The sequence below is a fragment of the Marinobacter sp. genome (genome assembly GCF_965229985.1).
Taxonomy (GTDB): domain Bacteria; phylum Pseudomonadota; class Gammaproteobacteria; order Pseudomonadales; family Oleiphilaceae; genus Marinobacter.
Genome location: NZ_OZ245935.1, coordinates 2,937,175 through 2,952,223, shown reverse-complemented (window position 1 = coordinate 2,952,223; position 15,049 = coordinate 2,937,175). Strand labels below are relative to the sequence as shown.

Annotated in this window: 10 protein-coding genes; 9 read left to right on the top strand and 1 reads right to left on the bottom strand. The window is 60.0% G+C overall.

The features are described 5' to 3' along the window. The first annotated feature begins 209 nt into the window (after window positions 1-209). The 7 genes from ACO06L_RS13500 (at window position 210) to ACO06L_RS13470 (ending at window position 12,286) form a co-directional block, all read left to right on the top strand. A complete protein-coding gene (locus ACO06L_RS13500) occupies window positions 210-1,793 on the top strand; it encodes a flavin-containing monooxygenase (protein ID WP_202346193.1) in 1,584 nt (527 codons plus the stop codon). A 117-nt stretch (window positions 1,794-1,910) separates the two neighbouring features. Further along, on the top strand, window positions 1,911-2,972 hold the full coding sequence (locus ACO06L_RS13495) for a zinc-binding metallopeptidase family protein (RefSeq protein ID WP_202346192.1): 1,062 nt from the start codon (window positions 1,911-1,913) through the stop codon (window positions 2,970-2,972). 14 nt (window positions 2,973-2,986) lie between these two features. Further along, the gene (locus ACO06L_RS13490) at window positions 2,987-4,447 is read left to right on the top strand and encodes a circularly permuted type 2 ATP-grasp protein (protein ID WP_202346191.1); all 1,461 of its coding nucleotides are present in this window, start codon (window positions 2,987-2,989) and stop codon (window positions 4,445-4,447) included. Between the two features lies 1 nt (window position 4,448). Then, on the top strand, window positions 4,449-5,387 hold the full coding sequence (locus ACO06L_RS13485) for an alpha-E domain-containing protein (RefSeq protein ID WP_202346190.1): 939 nt from the start codon (window positions 4,449-4,451) through the stop codon (window positions 5,385-5,387). A gap of 35 nt (window positions 5,388-5,422) precedes the next feature. Beyond that, window positions 5,423-8,725, top strand: coding sequence for a DUF2126 domain-containing protein (locus tag ACO06L_RS13480; RefSeq protein WP_202346189.1), 3,303 nt, complete (start codon window positions 5,423-5,425; stop codon window positions 8,723-8,725). Window positions 8,726-8,814: 89 nt separating this feature from the next. After that, the gene (locus tag ACO06L_RS13475; protein WP_202346188.1) at window positions 8,815-11,319 is read left to right on the top strand and encodes a circularly permuted type 2 ATP-grasp protein; all 2,505 of its coding nucleotides are present in this window, start codon (window positions 8,815-8,817) and stop codon (window positions 11,317-11,319) included. 10 nt (window positions 11,320-11,329) lie between these two features. Further along, on the top strand, window positions 11,330-12,286 hold the full coding sequence (locus ACO06L_RS13470) for a transglutaminase family protein (protein WP_202346187.1): 957 nt from the start codon (window positions 11,330-11,332) through the stop codon (window positions 12,284-12,286). 21 nt (window positions 12,287-12,307) lie between these two features. On the opposite strand, the gene ACO06L_RS13465 is transcribed toward ACO06L_RS13470, so the two are convergent. Further along, window positions 12,308-13,204 carry an alpha/beta hydrolase gene (locus tag ACO06L_RS13465; protein WP_202346186.1) on the bottom strand — a complete coding sequence of 299 codons (897 nt, stop codon included), beginning with the start codon at window positions 13,202-13,204 and terminating at the stop codon, window positions 12,308-12,310. Between the two features lie 112 nt (window positions 13,205-13,316). On the opposite strand from ACO06L_RS13465, the gene ACO06L_RS13460 reads away from it, so the two are divergent. After that, on the top strand, window positions 13,317-14,321 hold the full coding sequence (locus tag ACO06L_RS13460) for a GlxA family transcriptional regulator (RefSeq protein WP_202346185.1): 1,005 nt from the start codon (window positions 13,317-13,319) through the stop codon (window positions 14,319-14,321). 93 nt (window positions 14,322-14,414) lie between these two features. Continuing rightward, window positions 14,415-15,038 (top strand): MarC family protein, encoded by a 624-nt coding sequence (locus ACO06L_RS13455; RefSeq protein WP_202346184.1) that lies wholly within the window; start codon window positions 14,415-14,417, stop codon window positions 15,036-15,038. Window positions 15,039-15,049: the final 11 nt, after the last annotated feature.

The following is a 15,049-nucleotide window of genomic DNA, read 5'->3' as shown; positions in this document are numbered from 1 at the left end:
AAGGAGCGTGTTTTGGAAGCCCTTCCCACAAATGACCAGCCCCCCAGCCAGAGCCCGCCGCGGAGGCCAACGATCAGTCACCTGAGGCCAATCACCCAACCAAGAGTATACGGTTGTATACCAATCTGTGTATACATGTGTCTACCGGCCATGATGACCCGCCGGACAACAACAGACAAGGCCAGGCAGGCCAACGCAGGAGTGCAGCAATGACACAGAACACACAGATCGCCATTATCGGCACCGGCTTCTCCGGCCTTGGCATGGCCATCAAACTCAAGGAAGCCGGCTACAACGACTTCGTGATCCTGGAGCAGAGTGACGACATCGGCGGCACCTGGCACCAGAACCACTACCCGGGGTGTGCCTGTGATGTGCAGTCTGCACTCTATTCCTTTTCCTTCGAACAGAACCCGAACTGGAGCCGGATGTATGCCCAACAGCATGAGATCAAGGCCTACCTGAAGCATTGCGTCGAGAAGTACGGGCTGATGAAGCATATCCGGCTGAACACCCATGTGACCGGGGCGCGATTTGACGAGAACCGCCAGCGGTGGACCCTGGAAACCTGTGATAGTCCGGCGCTGTGGGCATACATGCAGGGCAAGGGCGTGAAGCCGGGAGACCGGTTGGATCGCTCCGATAAGGGCCTGCCGGAATTCAGCACGTTGAGGGCGGATATCCTTGTTTCCGGGATGGGGGGACTGAGCACCCCGGCCTATCCGGAGATAAAGGGGATCGAATCCTTTACTGGCAAGCGTTTTCATTCCCAGGACTGGGACCACGACTACGATTTGCGTGGCAAACGCGTGGCGGTGATCGGCACCGGTGCTTCGGCCATCCAGTTTGTTCCGGAGGTGGCGAAGCAGGCTGCGAGGGTGGACCTTTACCAGCGCACGCCACCCTGGATCATGCCCAAGCCGGATCGGGCTATCAGGCCTCTGGAAAAGCGGCTGTTCCGGGTGTTCCCGCAAACACTCAATGCCTTCCGTCAGAGTATTTACTGGTCACTCGAGGCCCGGGTACTGGGCTTTGTGGGTAACCCCCGCATTCTGAAGCTTGGCGAACTGCAGGCCCGCCGGCATATTCGCAACCAGATTCCGGACAAGGCGCTGCGCAGGAAGGTCACCCCGGATTTCCACTTTGGCTGCAAGCGGGTACTGATCTCCAACAACTACTATCCGGCGCTGGCGCAGGATCATGTGGACGTTGTGACTGAGGGTATCCGTGAGGTGCAGGGCAACACCGTGATCGACGGTCAGGGCAACGAGCGGCAGGTGGATTGCATCATCTACGGCACCGGTTTCCGGGCCCAGGACCCGATCCCTGCCGGCATGATCTTTGGGCGAAATGGCCAGGACCTGCTGGACGCCTGGAAGGACGGCGCCGAGGCCTATAAAGGCACCACCGTCAGTGGCTTTCCGAACTTCTTCATGCTGATGGGACCGAACACCGGTCTCGGCCACAGTTCCATGGTGTATATGATTGAGAGTCAGATCCAGTATGTGCTGGATGCCCTCCAACAGATGCGCCAGCAGCAATGGAGCAGCATGGAAGTGAAGCCAGACGCCCAGAGCCGCTACAACGCGGCCATTCACGCGAAGCTGGGTGACTCGGTATGGCAAACCGGTTGCAAGAGCTGGTACGTCAACGAAAACGGCAGGAACACGACCCTGTGGCCGGGTTTTACCTGGCAGTTCCGGAACCAGACGCGGCGTTTCGACGCAGAACAGTACCTGTGTAAAGGTACCAGTGACAGCGTTCCCGGGGTTGATCCTGCCATGGCCATCTAGCATCGGAGCAGCGGGGGCATTTCAGCCGGGTTTTAACGGTGGATAAGTTGCGTTTTGGCCCGGATGGCCAATACTTGAAGCAACGGTCTTGCCGGTATCGGCCAAGGATGTCCCCCAATGAAGCTGTTTCACTGCGGCCGATGCGCCAACCTGCTTTATTTCGAAAACAGCTGCTGTACCAGGTGCGGAGCAAGCCTTGGCTTCGCGCCGGATGTGATGGATCTGGTGGCGATCGACCCGAAGGGTAACGATACCTGGGAAGAGGTCACCGCCGGCGATCCATACCGTCTATGTGGCAACTACCAGAACCAGGGTGCCTGCAACTGGCTGGTGCCTGTCTCTGATTCCCACGCCTTCTGCGTTGCCTGCCGTCTTAATCGCACCATTCCCGACCTGAGCACCTTCCGGAACCACGATCTGTGGGTGCGGCTGGAAAAAGAGAAACGTCGCCTGGTCTATTCACTGCTGCGCCTGAAGCTGCCTTGCGAGCCCCGGCAGGAAGACCAATATGGCCTGAACTTCGATTTTCTCGCCGACCAGCCGGCAATGTTTGACGAGCGGTCGAAGGTAAAAACCGGCCACGCAAATGGCGTGATCACCATGAATATTGCCGAGGCCGACCCGGTGGAACGGGAGCGCATGCGCAGCCAGATGGCCGAGCCCTATCGCACTGTTTTGGGGCATTTCCGTCACGAATCCGGTCATTATTACTGGGATCTCCTGGTGCGGTCCGGGCCATGGCTTGGGTCGGTTCGGGAGATGTTTGGTGACGACACCAGAGACTACAGGCAGGCGATGGACCAGCATTACCAGTACGGCCCGCCCGGTGACTGGCAGAGCTGGTACATCAGCGCCTATGCCAGTAGCCATGCCTGGGAAGACTGGGCTGAGACCTGGGCACATTACCTGCATATGGTGGATACATTGGAAACCGCCTGGCAGTTCGGGATGCGAGTCAACGCTCTGCAGAGCCCGATGATGAACAGCGAACCAGACCCTGCGTTTGATCCCTACCAGGCCGACGATTTCGATGCACTGATCAAGCACTGGTTACCCCTGACGCTTGCGCTCAACAGCCTGAACCGAAGCATGGGGCATGAGGACGCCTACCCCTTCGTGCTGGCGGCTCCGGTGGTGGAGAAGCTCCGCCTGGTACACCGAATAGCTCACGGTGGTTAACGAAAGGACCCCAAATGAAAAAGAACAAATCGATAGACTGGAAAAACTACGATCCCAATGACTTCTTCGATGAGCTGATTGCCGCCAAGGGCAAGCCCCGGCCTGCGGCCACGGCGATTACCGACTACCTTGGCAATCTTGATTCCGAGGAGATCCAGGCGCGCCAGCAGGCGGCTGAACTGGCAATACTGGAGATGGGTATCAGCTTTACCATCTACAGCGAGGGCGAGAACATCGACCGGGCCTGGCCTTTCGACATCATTCCCCGAGTGATCTCGCTTCGGGAGTGGGAAACCATCGAGCAGGGTCTGGCCCAGCGCCTGACGGCTCTCAACATGTTTATCAACGACATCTACAACGACCAGAACATCGTCAAGGACAAGGTCATTCCCAAGTACGTGTTCGCCAACTCCAAGAACTTCCGCGAGCAGTGCCGGGGGTTCACGCCGCCACTGGGGGTCTGGGCGCACATCTGCGGATCGGACCTGGTGCGGGACAAGGACGGTACCGTGTATGTGCTGGAGGACAATCTGCGGGTTCCCTCGGGCGTTTCCTACATGCTGGAGAACCGCCAGCTGACCAAGCGAGTGTTCCCGGAGCTGTTCGACAACACCAGCATTCTGCCGGTGGATGACTACACCAACCAGCTGTTCGACATGCTGGCGTCAATCTCGCCCCGGCCCCAGGATCACCCGAAGATTGCGGTGCTGACGCCGGGTATTTTCAACTCCGCCTATTTTGAGCATTCCTTCCTGGCCCAACGCATGGGCGCGGAACTGGTGGAAGGGGCTGACCTGGTGGTTGGCGAGGATGACTGTGTCTACATGCGCACAGTTGAAGGGCTTGAGCGGGTGGATGTGATCTACCGGCGCATTGATGACGACTTCCTGGACCCGGAGGAGTTCCGTTCCGATTCCACCCTGGGCGTGCCGGGCCTCATGCGGGCCTGGCGCAATGGCAAGGTTGGCCTGGCCAATGCGCCCGGTGCCGGCGTGGCCGACGACAAGGTCATCTACGCGTTCGTTCCGGACATGATTCGCTATTACCTCGATGAAGAGCCCATCATCCCGAACGTGCCCACCTGGATGTGTGTGAACAAGCAGGACCAGGAGTATGTGCTCGAACACCTTGATGAACTGGTGGTCAAACCGGCGAACGAGTCCGGGGGCTACGGCATGCTGGTGGGGCCGCATTCCACCAAGAAGCAGCGCACCGAGTTTGCCCGCTTGATCAAGAAGAACCCGCGCAACTACATCGCCCAACCGACCCTGAACCTGTCCGTGGCACCCACCCTGTGCGACGAGGGCCTGGCGCCCCGTCACCTGGACCTGCGGCCCTTCGTGCTGCAGGGCGTCAGAACCTACGTAACAGCCGGTGGGCTTACACGGGTGGCGATGCGCAAAGGTTCCCTGGTGGTGAATTCTTCCCAGGGCGGTGGAAGCAAGGATACCTGGATCGTGGACGAGGAGAACTGATGTGCTGTCACGTGTAGCGGAACGACTTTACTGGATGGCCAGATACCTTGAGCGGGCCGAGAACAACGCCCGGATGATCATGGCCTTTAATTCCCTGGCGCTGGACATGCCCCGGGAAACCCAGCTGTCCTGGAAGGGACTGGTGGCGGTTACCGGCATGGGCGCGTTGTTTGATCAGCACCATCAGAAGGCCGATGAACGCAATTGTGTGAAGTTTCTGATGGCTGATGGTTACAACCCGAGTTCCATCGCCTCCTGTATCAAGGCCGCCCGGGAGAACGTGCGCACCACCCGGGACCAGATTCCCACCGACGCCTGGGAGGTGATCAACGAGCTTTACCGGTATATTCAGGAGCATATAGACCAGGGGGTGGGTAAACGGGCGAGATACGAATTTCTGAACGAGATTGTGGGTCGCTGCCAGATGCTCAATGGCTTGCTGGCGGGCTGTATGAGTCACGATACGGGGTATGACTTTATCCGGGTTGGACGCAACCTTGAGCGGGCGGACATGGCCACGCGGCAGATTGAAGTAGGAGCGTTGCAGTTCCTGGATGGCTGGGATGGCACCGAAACCTATGGCGGGCTCTTGTGGACCAGCGTGCTGCGTTACCAGAGTGCGTTCCAGATGTACCGTCACAATGTCCGGCGCAAGGTCAGCGGGCCTCTGGTGATTCGCTTCCTGCTGCAGAACGAGCCGTTCCCGCGGTCGGTGCTGCACAGCCTCAGCGAGGTGGCCGGCGCACTGGGCCGCTTACCGAGGAACGAGATCCCGTTACGCACGGCATTGCAGGCAGTCCGTCACACCCGGGAGGGCGACGTGGATGCCCTGATCCGCAAGGAAGACGTGATCCTGTTCCTGGAAAACCTGCAACTGGAGATCGGCGAGCTTCACGAAGACATTGCAGAGACCTGGTTTCCTGTCTACGAGACAGCCTGAAACTCCCCATTTCATACGCCTGCGAGATAGGTTCCATGTCGATTCATGTTGCCCTGAGCCATACCACCCACTATCGCTATGAGCGCCCGATCACCCTGGGGCCCCAGATAGTTCGTCTTCGCCCCTGTCCGCACGCGCGAACCCGCATCCTCTCCTACTCCCTGAAGGTGGAACCAGAAGGTTACTTCCTTAACTGGCAACAGGACCCGCAGGCCAATTATCTGGCCCGTCTGGTGTTCCCGGAAAAAACGGGCGAGCTGAAGATCACGGTGGATCTGGTTGCCGAGATGGCCGTGATCAACCCGTTCGATTTCTTCCTGGAACCCCGGGCGGAGACTATTCCCTTTGATTACGAGGAATGGCAGACCGCAGAGCTTGCACCCTATTTGCAGAAACTGCCGGAGACGCCGGAGTTCCGTAAGTGGATGGCCACCATAGACCGCAAGGAAACCCCCAGCGTGGATTTCCTGGTGGCTGTGAACCAGAGCCTTGCTGATCGTATTGATTACCTGATCCGGATGGAGCCGGGTGTACAGACCCCGGAAGAAACCCTGAAAAAAGGCTCCGGCTCCTGTCGCGATTCCACCTGGTTGCTGGTGCAGACGCTTCGGCATCTGGGGCTGGCGGCGCGGTTCGTATCCGGTTACCTGATTCAGCTGAAAGCGGATCAGAAGGCGCTGGACGGTCCGTCTGGCGCGGAGGAGGACTTTACCGATCTGCACGCCTGGTGCGAAGTCTTTCTACCAGGTGCGGGTTGGGTCGGTCTGGATCCGACCTCTGGCCTGTTTGCCGGGGAAGGGCACATTCCGCTGGCCTGCAGCCCCGATCCGTCCTCCGCGGCCCCGATTACCGGCATGGTGGAGGAGTGTGGGGTCGAGTTCGAGCACCAGATGAGCGTCCAGCGTATCTGGGAAGCACCAAGGGTGACCAAACCCTACACCGAGGACCAGTGGCAACGCATCGTTGGACTGGGCCATGACGTGGACCAGCGTTTGACAGAGCTGGATGTGCGTCTGACCCAGGGCGGTGAACCCACCTTTGTGGCAAATCACGACCGCGACGAGCCGGAGTGGAACACCGAAGCGATGGGCCCCACCAAGCGCAAGAAGGCCATTGAGCTCTATCACCGGATGCGGGAACGGTATGGTGCTGGCGGGCTGGTGCACTTCGGCCAGGGCAAGTGGTATCCGGGAGAGCCGCTGCCCCGTTGGTCCCTGAACTGTTTCTGGCGCAAGGATGGCGAGCCGATATGGCACGATGAGCGCTGGCTGGCGGATGAACGCATCGAAGGCAACGCAAGCCCGGAAGATGCTCACAGGTTTTTGTCGGCGTTGGCGAAGGAGCTTGGTGTTGATGGAAAACAGCTGTTCCCAGGGTTCGAGGATGCCTTTTATTACTTGTGGCGGGAACGCCGGCTGCCGGTCAACGTCGATCCTTTCGACGCCAAACTCGAGAATGCCCTGGAGCGGAAGCAGCTCCAGCAGATTTTCAGCCGGGGCCTGGATGAGCCCGTTGGCTACGTGCTCCCTCTGCGCATCTCTGAAAAGGAACAGGCGTGGGAGACGGGCCCCTGGTTCCTGCGCAGCGAGCGCTGTTACCTGATTCCGGGCGGCTCTCCCATGGGCCACCGTCTGCCCCTGGATAGCCAGCCCTGGGTGGAAGAAGCCGATTACCCCTGGATACACGAGCAGGACCCCTTTGCGCCCCGTGGTCCGTTGCCTGCCAGCGAGGAGATCCGGCAATGGAACAGCCGGGGACAGACCGGGCAGGCATCGCCGGAACTGGAGCCGCCGAAAAAAGGCAAGTCGGCGCCGGAGATTGTCCGAACTGCCCTTTGTGTGGAGCCCCGGGATGGCATTCTCCGTATTTTCATGCCGCCGCTGGAGGAGCTTGAGCCCTACCTGGCGTTGGTGTCAGCCATCGAGAAAACCGCTGCCACTCTCAAGCAGCCGGTCTTGCTGGAGGGCTACGAGCCACCCTCGGATCACCGGATCACCCATTTTCGGATCACCCCGGACCCGGGGGTGATCGAAGTGAATGTGCAGCCGGTCCGGACCTGGGATGAAATGGTGGAGCAGACCGAATCTCTGTACGCCGACGCCTACCAGTGCCGGCTCACCTCCGAGAAATTCATGATGGACGGCCGTCATACCGGTACCGGTGGCGGCAACCATTTCGTCCTGGGCGCCCAGAAGGCAGAGGATTCGCCCTTCCTGCGACGTCCGGACCTGTTACGCAGCCTCATCAGTTACTGGCATAACCACCCCAGCCTGTCCTACCTGTTCTCCGGCTTGTTTATCGGTCCCAGCTCCCAGGCGCCGAGAATCGATGAAGCCCGCAATGATCACGTGTTCGAAATGGAACTGGCCTTCAGGGAGATGGAGCGGTTATGCCCGATGGGCAAAAAAGTCGCGCCCTGGGTGGTGGACCGTCTGCTCCGTGATTTGCTCACGGATGTGACCGGCAATACCCATCGGGCGGAATTTTGTATCGACAAGCTCTATTCCCCGGACGGCCCGGGTGGGCGCCACGGGTTGCTGGAATTGCGGGCCTTCGAGATGCCGCCCCATGCCCGAATGAGCCTGACCCAGCAACTGCTGTTGCGGGCGCTGGTGGCCCGATTCTGGGAGCAACCCTACAAGCCTTCCGGACTGGTTCGCTGGGGCACCGAGCTGCACGACCGGTTCCTGCTGCCGCACTATGTCTGGCAGGATTTCGAGGACGTCATCGACGACATGAAAGCGCAGGGCTACCCGCTTGAGAGCGAATGGTTCGCGCCCCATTTCGAATTCCGGTTCCCCCGGATCGGCGACTACAAGGTCAAGGGCATTACCCTTGAACTGCGCTCGGCTCTGGAGCCCTGGCATGTCACGGGCGAGCATGGCGCTATTGGCGGCACGGCCCGGTACGTAGACTCCTCGTTGGAGCGCTTGCAGGTGAAGGTTCGTGGCGCTGCGCCGGATCGTTATCAGATCACCTGCAATCAGGTGCCATTGCCGCTGCAGGCCACCGGCATGGTGGGAGAATTCGTTGCGGGTGTGCGCTACCGGGCCTGGCAGCCGTCCCAGTGCATGCATCCAACCATTGGTGTGGATGGCCCGCTGGTGTTCGATATCGTGGATACCTGGAACGAACGCAGCCTCGGGGGTTGCGAGTACCACGTAACCCACCCCGGTGGCCGGAATTTCGAGACTCTGCCGGTGAATTCGTTCGAGGCCGAAGGCCGGCGTATGGCGCGTTTCTTCCGGATGGGTCACAGCTCAGGACAACAACCCCTGCGGCCGGTTCCGGAGCATCGGGAGTTTCCGTTTACCCTGGATCTGCGATATCACAAATAAGATGCCTGGACGTGTGGTTTGATGCTGGCTCCGGAGAGCAGAAAGCGGCTATGCTTCCAGCTCACTGACTAACGGAGCCTGTATTCAAGGTGGCGAAGCAGCACGCAGTAACTGACATCCTCCGCCAGTACCACCCGGTGCCGGATCGGTTCGATGAGCTTGGCTCCATGGGCTCCGGACCGAAGTCGCACTGGCGGCCATTGCTGCAGCAGCTCAACCTTGAGTCGGTCGACAGTCTCAACATCCGGGCCCAGGCTGTTTCCAATGCAATTGCCGAAGACGGCGTAACCTACAACGTCTACGAAGATCCCCGCGGAGATACCCGGCCCTGGGAAGTGGATCTGCTGCCCCTGGTCCTGGGTGCTGATGAGTGGCAGTGGCTGTCGAAAGCCGTCGCCCAGCGCGCAGAGCTTCTGGACAGCGTTCTGGCCGATCTGTACGGCGAGCAGTCGCTGTTAAAAGAAGGTTTCATGCCCCCGGCCCTGGTTTATGGCCAGGCCGGTTTCCAGTGGCCCTGTCAGGGGATTGAGCCCGCCGGTGGCCGATTCCTGCACCTGTACGCTGTGGATCTGGCTCGGGCGCCGGACGGCGGCTGGTGGGTGATGGCCGACCGTACCCAGGCGCCGTCCGGCGCCGGTTACGCCCTTCAGAACCGGCTGGTGATTTCCCGGGCCTTCCCGGCGCCATTCCACAACCTGCCGGTGACCAACCTTTCGGAATTCTTCCAGGGTTTCCAGAACAGCCTGGCGGGCATGTCGCCAGCGGGAACCGAGTCGCCGCTGTGTGTGCTTCTGACCCCCGGCCGTTTCAACGAAACCTATTTCGAACATGTGTTCCTTGCCCGCTACCTGGGCTTGCCCCTGGTTGAAGGTCAGGATCTGACCGTGCGTGATGACACGGTGTACCTGAAAACGCTCCAGGGTCTGCGGCGGGTACACGCCATTTATCGCCGGCTGGATGATGGCTTCTGTGATCCGCTGGAGCTTCGCGCCGATTCCGTGCTCGGTATTCCCGGGCTGCTGGGGGCGGTGCGGGCAGGCAAGGTTCTCATGGCAAATGCCCTGGGTTCAGGTGTTCTTGAAAGTGCTGCGTTATTCGGCTTTTTGCCGGAGATTTCCAAGAAGTTGCTGGGCTCGCCTCTGGCCATGCCGTCGGTGGCGTCCTGGTGGTGTGGCGAGAAGCCGGCCCTGGACTATGTCATCGAGCACCTGGACGAGCTGGTGATCAAGCCGGCGTTCGCGAGCATGCGAATGGAGCCGGTGTTCGGTTATCAGGTGAGGGGCGCAGAGCGGGACGCCCTGATTAAGAAGATGCATGCCCACCCCCATGCCTTTGTCGGGCAGGAGCTGGTGCACCTTTCCCAGGCGCCAGTCTGGAAGGGCGAGCGGGACCAGCCGCTGGCAACGCGGTCCATCGGTCTGCGGCTGTTCGCTGCGGCCACGCCTTCCGGCTGGCGGGTTATGCCCGGTGGCCTGACCCGGGTCGCCATGGACGAGGGCGTGGAGGTGATTTCCATGCAGCGCGGTGGCTTGTCGAAAGATACCTGGGTCCAGGCCCGTTACACGGCTCCCTCCAAGTCACTGATCAAGAAACGGCTGCAGGTGTCTGACCTGCTCGACGGCGAGCGGGACACGCCCTCCCGGGTGGGGGAAAACCTGTTCTGGATGGGCCGGCACTCGGAGCGGGCCGAGGGGACCGCCCGGTTATTGCGGGCGGCGTTCAACCGCCTGTCGGGCCACGATCAGGCCAGTGAGGAAGCCCTGCTCGGGCTGCAACAGGCCGCCGAGCAGTTCGGGACGCTTCCGGAACTGGAAGAAGATGCGGTGCCGGAGCCGCTTCCCGGAATGTTGCTCAGGGCGGTCAGCGATCTCAAGTTTCCGGGCTCGATAGCGTCCATTCTTCAGGCCTTGTTGTTCAACGCCAGTCAGGTCCGGGACCGGCTGTCTTCCGACAACTGGCACACGCTCAATCGGGTGGGCAAGCCCCTGAGCCCGGCGCCAACCACGCCGGACCAGTCGATCCGGGCGTTGAACCTGGTGTTGTTGGACTGCATCTCACTGGCCGGCTTTGCCATGGATGACATCACCCGGGATGCCAGCTGGGTTTTTCTGGTCATCGGTCGGCGTCTGGAGCGACTTGCAAATCTCTGTACCCTGATCTGCGTGCCACTGTTCAGCGACCGATTCAGCCGCCACGCCATGCTTGAGTGGCTGCTGGAAGTGGCCAACTCGGAAGTCACCTACCGGACCCGATACCGCCGGACACCGGAGCTTCTGGGCGTAGTCCATACCCTTGTGATCGACGCGAGCAACCCCCATTCGGTGATGTTCCAGCTGCGGCAACTGCAAAAGGATCTGCCGGAGATGGGCCGGAAAACCGGGCAACTGTTTCCCCCGGATCTGGGCGAATCCCTGCAGCGGCTTCAGGCCCTTGATCTGCACCCGTTTGAGCGCAAGCGCCCGGACAAAGCCTGCGAAGCCCTGGCAGAGCTGTTGTGCGATATCCGTTCCGAGGTCTATCGTGTATCGGATGAAATCCAGCGGCAGTGTTTTATTCACACCCGGTATTCCGACCGGCCTGTGACACCGGATTGAGGCGTCTGTCATGACATTTGTCCGTTACCATGTGCGTCATGAGACCCTCTACCAGTACGATCAGGTGGTGGGGGAGTCCCACCATTTGCTGAGGCTTACGCCACGGGCGCTGCCCTGGCAGAGGAATCTGGAGCATCATCTGGCGATCTCACCGGAACCCTCCGCAAGGCGTTCCTTCCTGGACTGCTTTGGCAACCGCATTACCAAGATTCATTTCACGGCCGACCACGAGTACCTGGAGATCATCAGTGAGTTCTGGGTGGAGCTGCGCGACCGGCCGAAACCGTCGGCATCCGCTGCAAAAGTTCCCTGGGAAACCGTGCGCGATAGCTTGCGTTATCGCGCCGACAGGAAGTTTCCGCCGGACCATCTTCAGGCTACGGCCTTCCGGTTTGTGTCCACCAATGTGCCCATTGATTCCCAGTACGCCGCTTACGCCCGCGAGGCGTTTCTTCCGGGCCGGCCCCTGGTGGAGGCGGCGGAGGCCTTGATGCGGATGATTCATCGCGACTTTCGCTTCGATGCGACGGCAACGGAAACCTTCACCCCGGTGGAGCAGGCGTTCAAGGCCCGTCGCGGGGTCTGTCAGGATTTTTCCCACATCATGATTGCCTGCCTGCGCTCGGTTGGCCTGGCGGCCCGTTACATGAGCGGTTATATCCTCACCCATCCGCCCGAGGGCAAGGAGCGTCTGGTCGGAGCCGATGCCACCCATGCCTGGGTGGCTGTGTTCGTGCCGGATTTCGGCTGGCTGGAGCTGGACCCCACCAATGCCCTGAGGCCGGATCTGGAGCACATCACCCTGGGCTGGGGCCGGGACTTTTCCGATATCACGCCGATGCGGGGCGTGCTGCTCGGCGGTGGCGACCATGAACCGGAGATTGCGGTCACCGTGGTGCCCGAGGAGGAGTTCGCCTCGCTGTACTCCGATGGCGAAACCTACCTGGAAGAACTGTCACCAGGATGACCGCGGCTTTCTGGCACGGCATCACCCCCGGCCCAGACTTTTCAGCACTGTTTCCATGACCATGGGACTTGAGAGAATCCGATGATGGCCAAGACCACTGGTGCGCAAAAGATCTGCCTTGGCCCAGGTTTCAGCCACGCGTTGGCTCTCATCCGGTGAAATGGACGTGTCGGTGTCGTCAATGACAACCAGGCCGGGCTGGTTCAGCCCGCGGCACAGCGCCTCAAGATTCAACTTCTCCCAAACGGAAGGGCCGAACCGGTCTTCCATGAGTTCAAGGTGAACGGCCAGCACTTCGGGGCTGAGGACCAGCTGCCTGCCAAGGTTCTCCATCGCGGCCTTCAGGCTGACTGGTGGTGCTAGCATAGCCAGGTAGTCGGTATGAAGCCCGTTGGTGATAGCCCGCGCTGCTGCGATACATCCGAGGGAATGCGCCAGTACACCTCGGACACCGCCCACGCTGGCAGACACGTGAGCTGTCACGTCTGCCATTTCGAGCAGATCTGTGCTCTCCCCCTGGGCCCGGCCATGGGCCGGGGCATCGAAGAGAACCACCCGATAACCGGCTTCAACCAGCGGTTCAATCCAGGCGCCGAACTGAACGCCCGCACCTCCCCAGCCATGGACCCCCAGAATCACCGGGCCTTCTCCCCAGGAATAGACTGGAATGGTTCGGGCGCCGTGTTGAAGCTGGGTATAGCTGTCGGTGTTATCCAGCCAGTGCTCGTAGCGAACGGGCAGAGACAGACGGGAGGGTCTGAAGGCCATACGGTTCACCAGTTTTCCGGCTTTTTGCGGCGATACCCGGGCATAGAGTTGCAGCGCCAGACGAGTCGCGGAAAGCCCCGCAGTGGCGGGTTTCCCGGCTTGGCTTGAGTGGCGTGGGATCTGTGTCTGTGTATTCAGTTGTGAGGTCATGGAGAAAGTCCTTCTTCGTGCTGTGGTGGATGACAGTTTCAGGTTAGGGCTTGCCGGCTGTCAGCAGGAGTGTCATATTTGACATATAAAGTGCGGAAAGGGCCATTTTCCCATGATGAATATTGCTATCGTTGCCTTGCCTAACTGCCATGCTTCCGGTGTACACGGGGTGATGGATTTCTTCACTGTGGCGAACTATTGCGCCCGCGTGCCAGGCGTCCGCAGTGATCCCCTGTTCAACTGTCAGGTGGTGACCGTGGATAATCAGCCGGTCCGTGGTTACAGCGGTGCTCTGGTCACACCAACGGTGTGTCGTGAAAGCTTCCGGCCAGACCTGATTGTTGTTGGCTCGTCTATTGAAGCTGCTGTCAGCGCGGAGCTGCTGGAACGAACCCTGGCACCAGCCATACCCCTTTATGGCTGGCTGAGGGAGGCCTTTGAGCAGGGTGTTGTGGTGGCAAGTGTGTGCACGGGCAGTTTTGTACTCGCGGAGGCCGGCTTGCTGGGCGATCAGGTGGCCACCACACACTGGCGGGCAGCACCGCTCTTTCGCGGCCGTTACCCGGATATTCGGTTGGATGAAGATCAACTGCTGGTGGATAACGGCCAGATTATCTGTGCCGGCGGTGCGACGGCGTTTGTGGATCTTTGCCTCTACCTGGTGGAACGTTTTGCCTCTCCCTCAGTCGCCCTGGCCTGTAGCAAGATGCTGGTTCTGGATGGTCGCCGGGTTGAACAGACACCGTATATGGCCTTCTACAGCCGGAAGGCCCATCAGGACGATGCCATCCGCAAGGCTCAAACCTGGCTGGAGCATCATTACTCCGACCCTGTCAGCATTGATGATGTTGCCGATGTCGCCGGATTGGGTACGCGCACCTTCAAGCGCCGATTCAAGGAGGCGACCGGGGAAACGCCCATTGGCTATCTCCAGCATCTGCGAATTGAAGCCGCCAAACACAAGCTGGAATCCAGTCGTGAGCAGACCGCCCGCATTATCTGGAGCGTGGGCTATGAGGATGCCAGCTCGTTCCGGCGTTTATTCAAGCGAACGGTGGGCTGCACCATGGAGCAGTATCGTAAGCGCTTCAGCTATGTGACACCGATGGCCGTGTGATTCGAACAGCCGTCATACGTCCACTTCCTTACGGCAGAAAACGTGGTAGCAAGCTATGCTTGCCCGCTTTCATTGACCGCTGGAATACCCGGAATGCTTGAAACCTTTTTCTCCACCTACATCAGCAGCACCATTCGCTTTCTGTTCCTGCTGGCGCCGTTTTTCGTGGTGACCATGTTCCTGGCGCTGACCCGGGGCCTGCCGGCAACCGAGAAGACATCGATTATCCGCCGTGCCTGCGTTTCGGCATTTTTGATGGGCGTGATTCTGTTCTTTGCCGGCCCGCTGCTGTTCAGTGCCATCGGCATTACCCTAAACTCTTTCCGGATCGGTGCCGGCAGTCTGCTGTTCCTGACCGCCATCAGCCTGGTAACCAGTGGCACCCGCAATCACGCCACCGGACTGCCCGATGAGGATCGGGATGACATTGCCGTTGTGCCACTGGCTATTCCGGTGATGATTGGCCCGGCCACCATTGGTGCGATCATGGTGTACGGTGCCGAACTCAACCGGGTATCTGAGGTGGCCGGCGGGCTCCTGGGGCTGGTATCGAGCCTGTTGATCCTGGCTGTGCTGCTGCATCTGTCAGGCTACCTTGAGAAGGTGCTGGGCAAGACTGGCCTGAACATAATGTCCAAGATCAGTGGTCTGATCCTTTCTGCCATGGCCGCTGAAATCGTGCTGACGGGCATTGCGGGTTTTATTGCGTCCACCTAGAGTATTCCCCG

Coding starts and splice junctions, on each gene's coding strand:
- ACO06L_RS13455 (WP_202346184.1), top strand. CDS start 14,415: ATGCTTGAAACCTTTTTCTCCACCTACATCAGCAGCACCATTCGCTTT.
- ACO06L_RS13500 (WP_202346193.1), top strand. CDS start 210: ATGACACAGAACACACAGATCGCCATTATCGGCACCGGCTTCTCCGGC.
- ACO06L_RS13480 (WP_202346189.1), top strand. CDS start 5,423: ATGTCGATTCATGTTGCCCTGAGCCATACCACCCACTATCGCTATGAG.
- ACO06L_RS13470 (WP_202346187.1), top strand. CDS start 11,330: ATGACATTTGTCCGTTACCATGTGCGTCATGAGACCCTCTACCAGTAC.
- ACO06L_RS13495 (WP_202346192.1), top strand. CDS start 1,911: ATGAAGCTGTTTCACTGCGGCCGATGCGCCAACCTGCTTTATTTCGAA.
- ACO06L_RS13460 (WP_202346185.1), top strand. CDS start 13,317: ATGATGAATATTGCTATCGTTGCCTTGCCTAACTGCCATGCTTCCGGT.
- ACO06L_RS13465 (WP_202346186.1), bottom strand. CDS start 13,204: ATGACCTCACAACTGAATACACAGACACAGATCCCACGCCACTCAAGC.
- ACO06L_RS13490 (WP_202346191.1), top strand. CDS start 2,987: ATGAAAAAGAACAAATCGATAGACTGGAAAAACTACGATCCCAATGAC.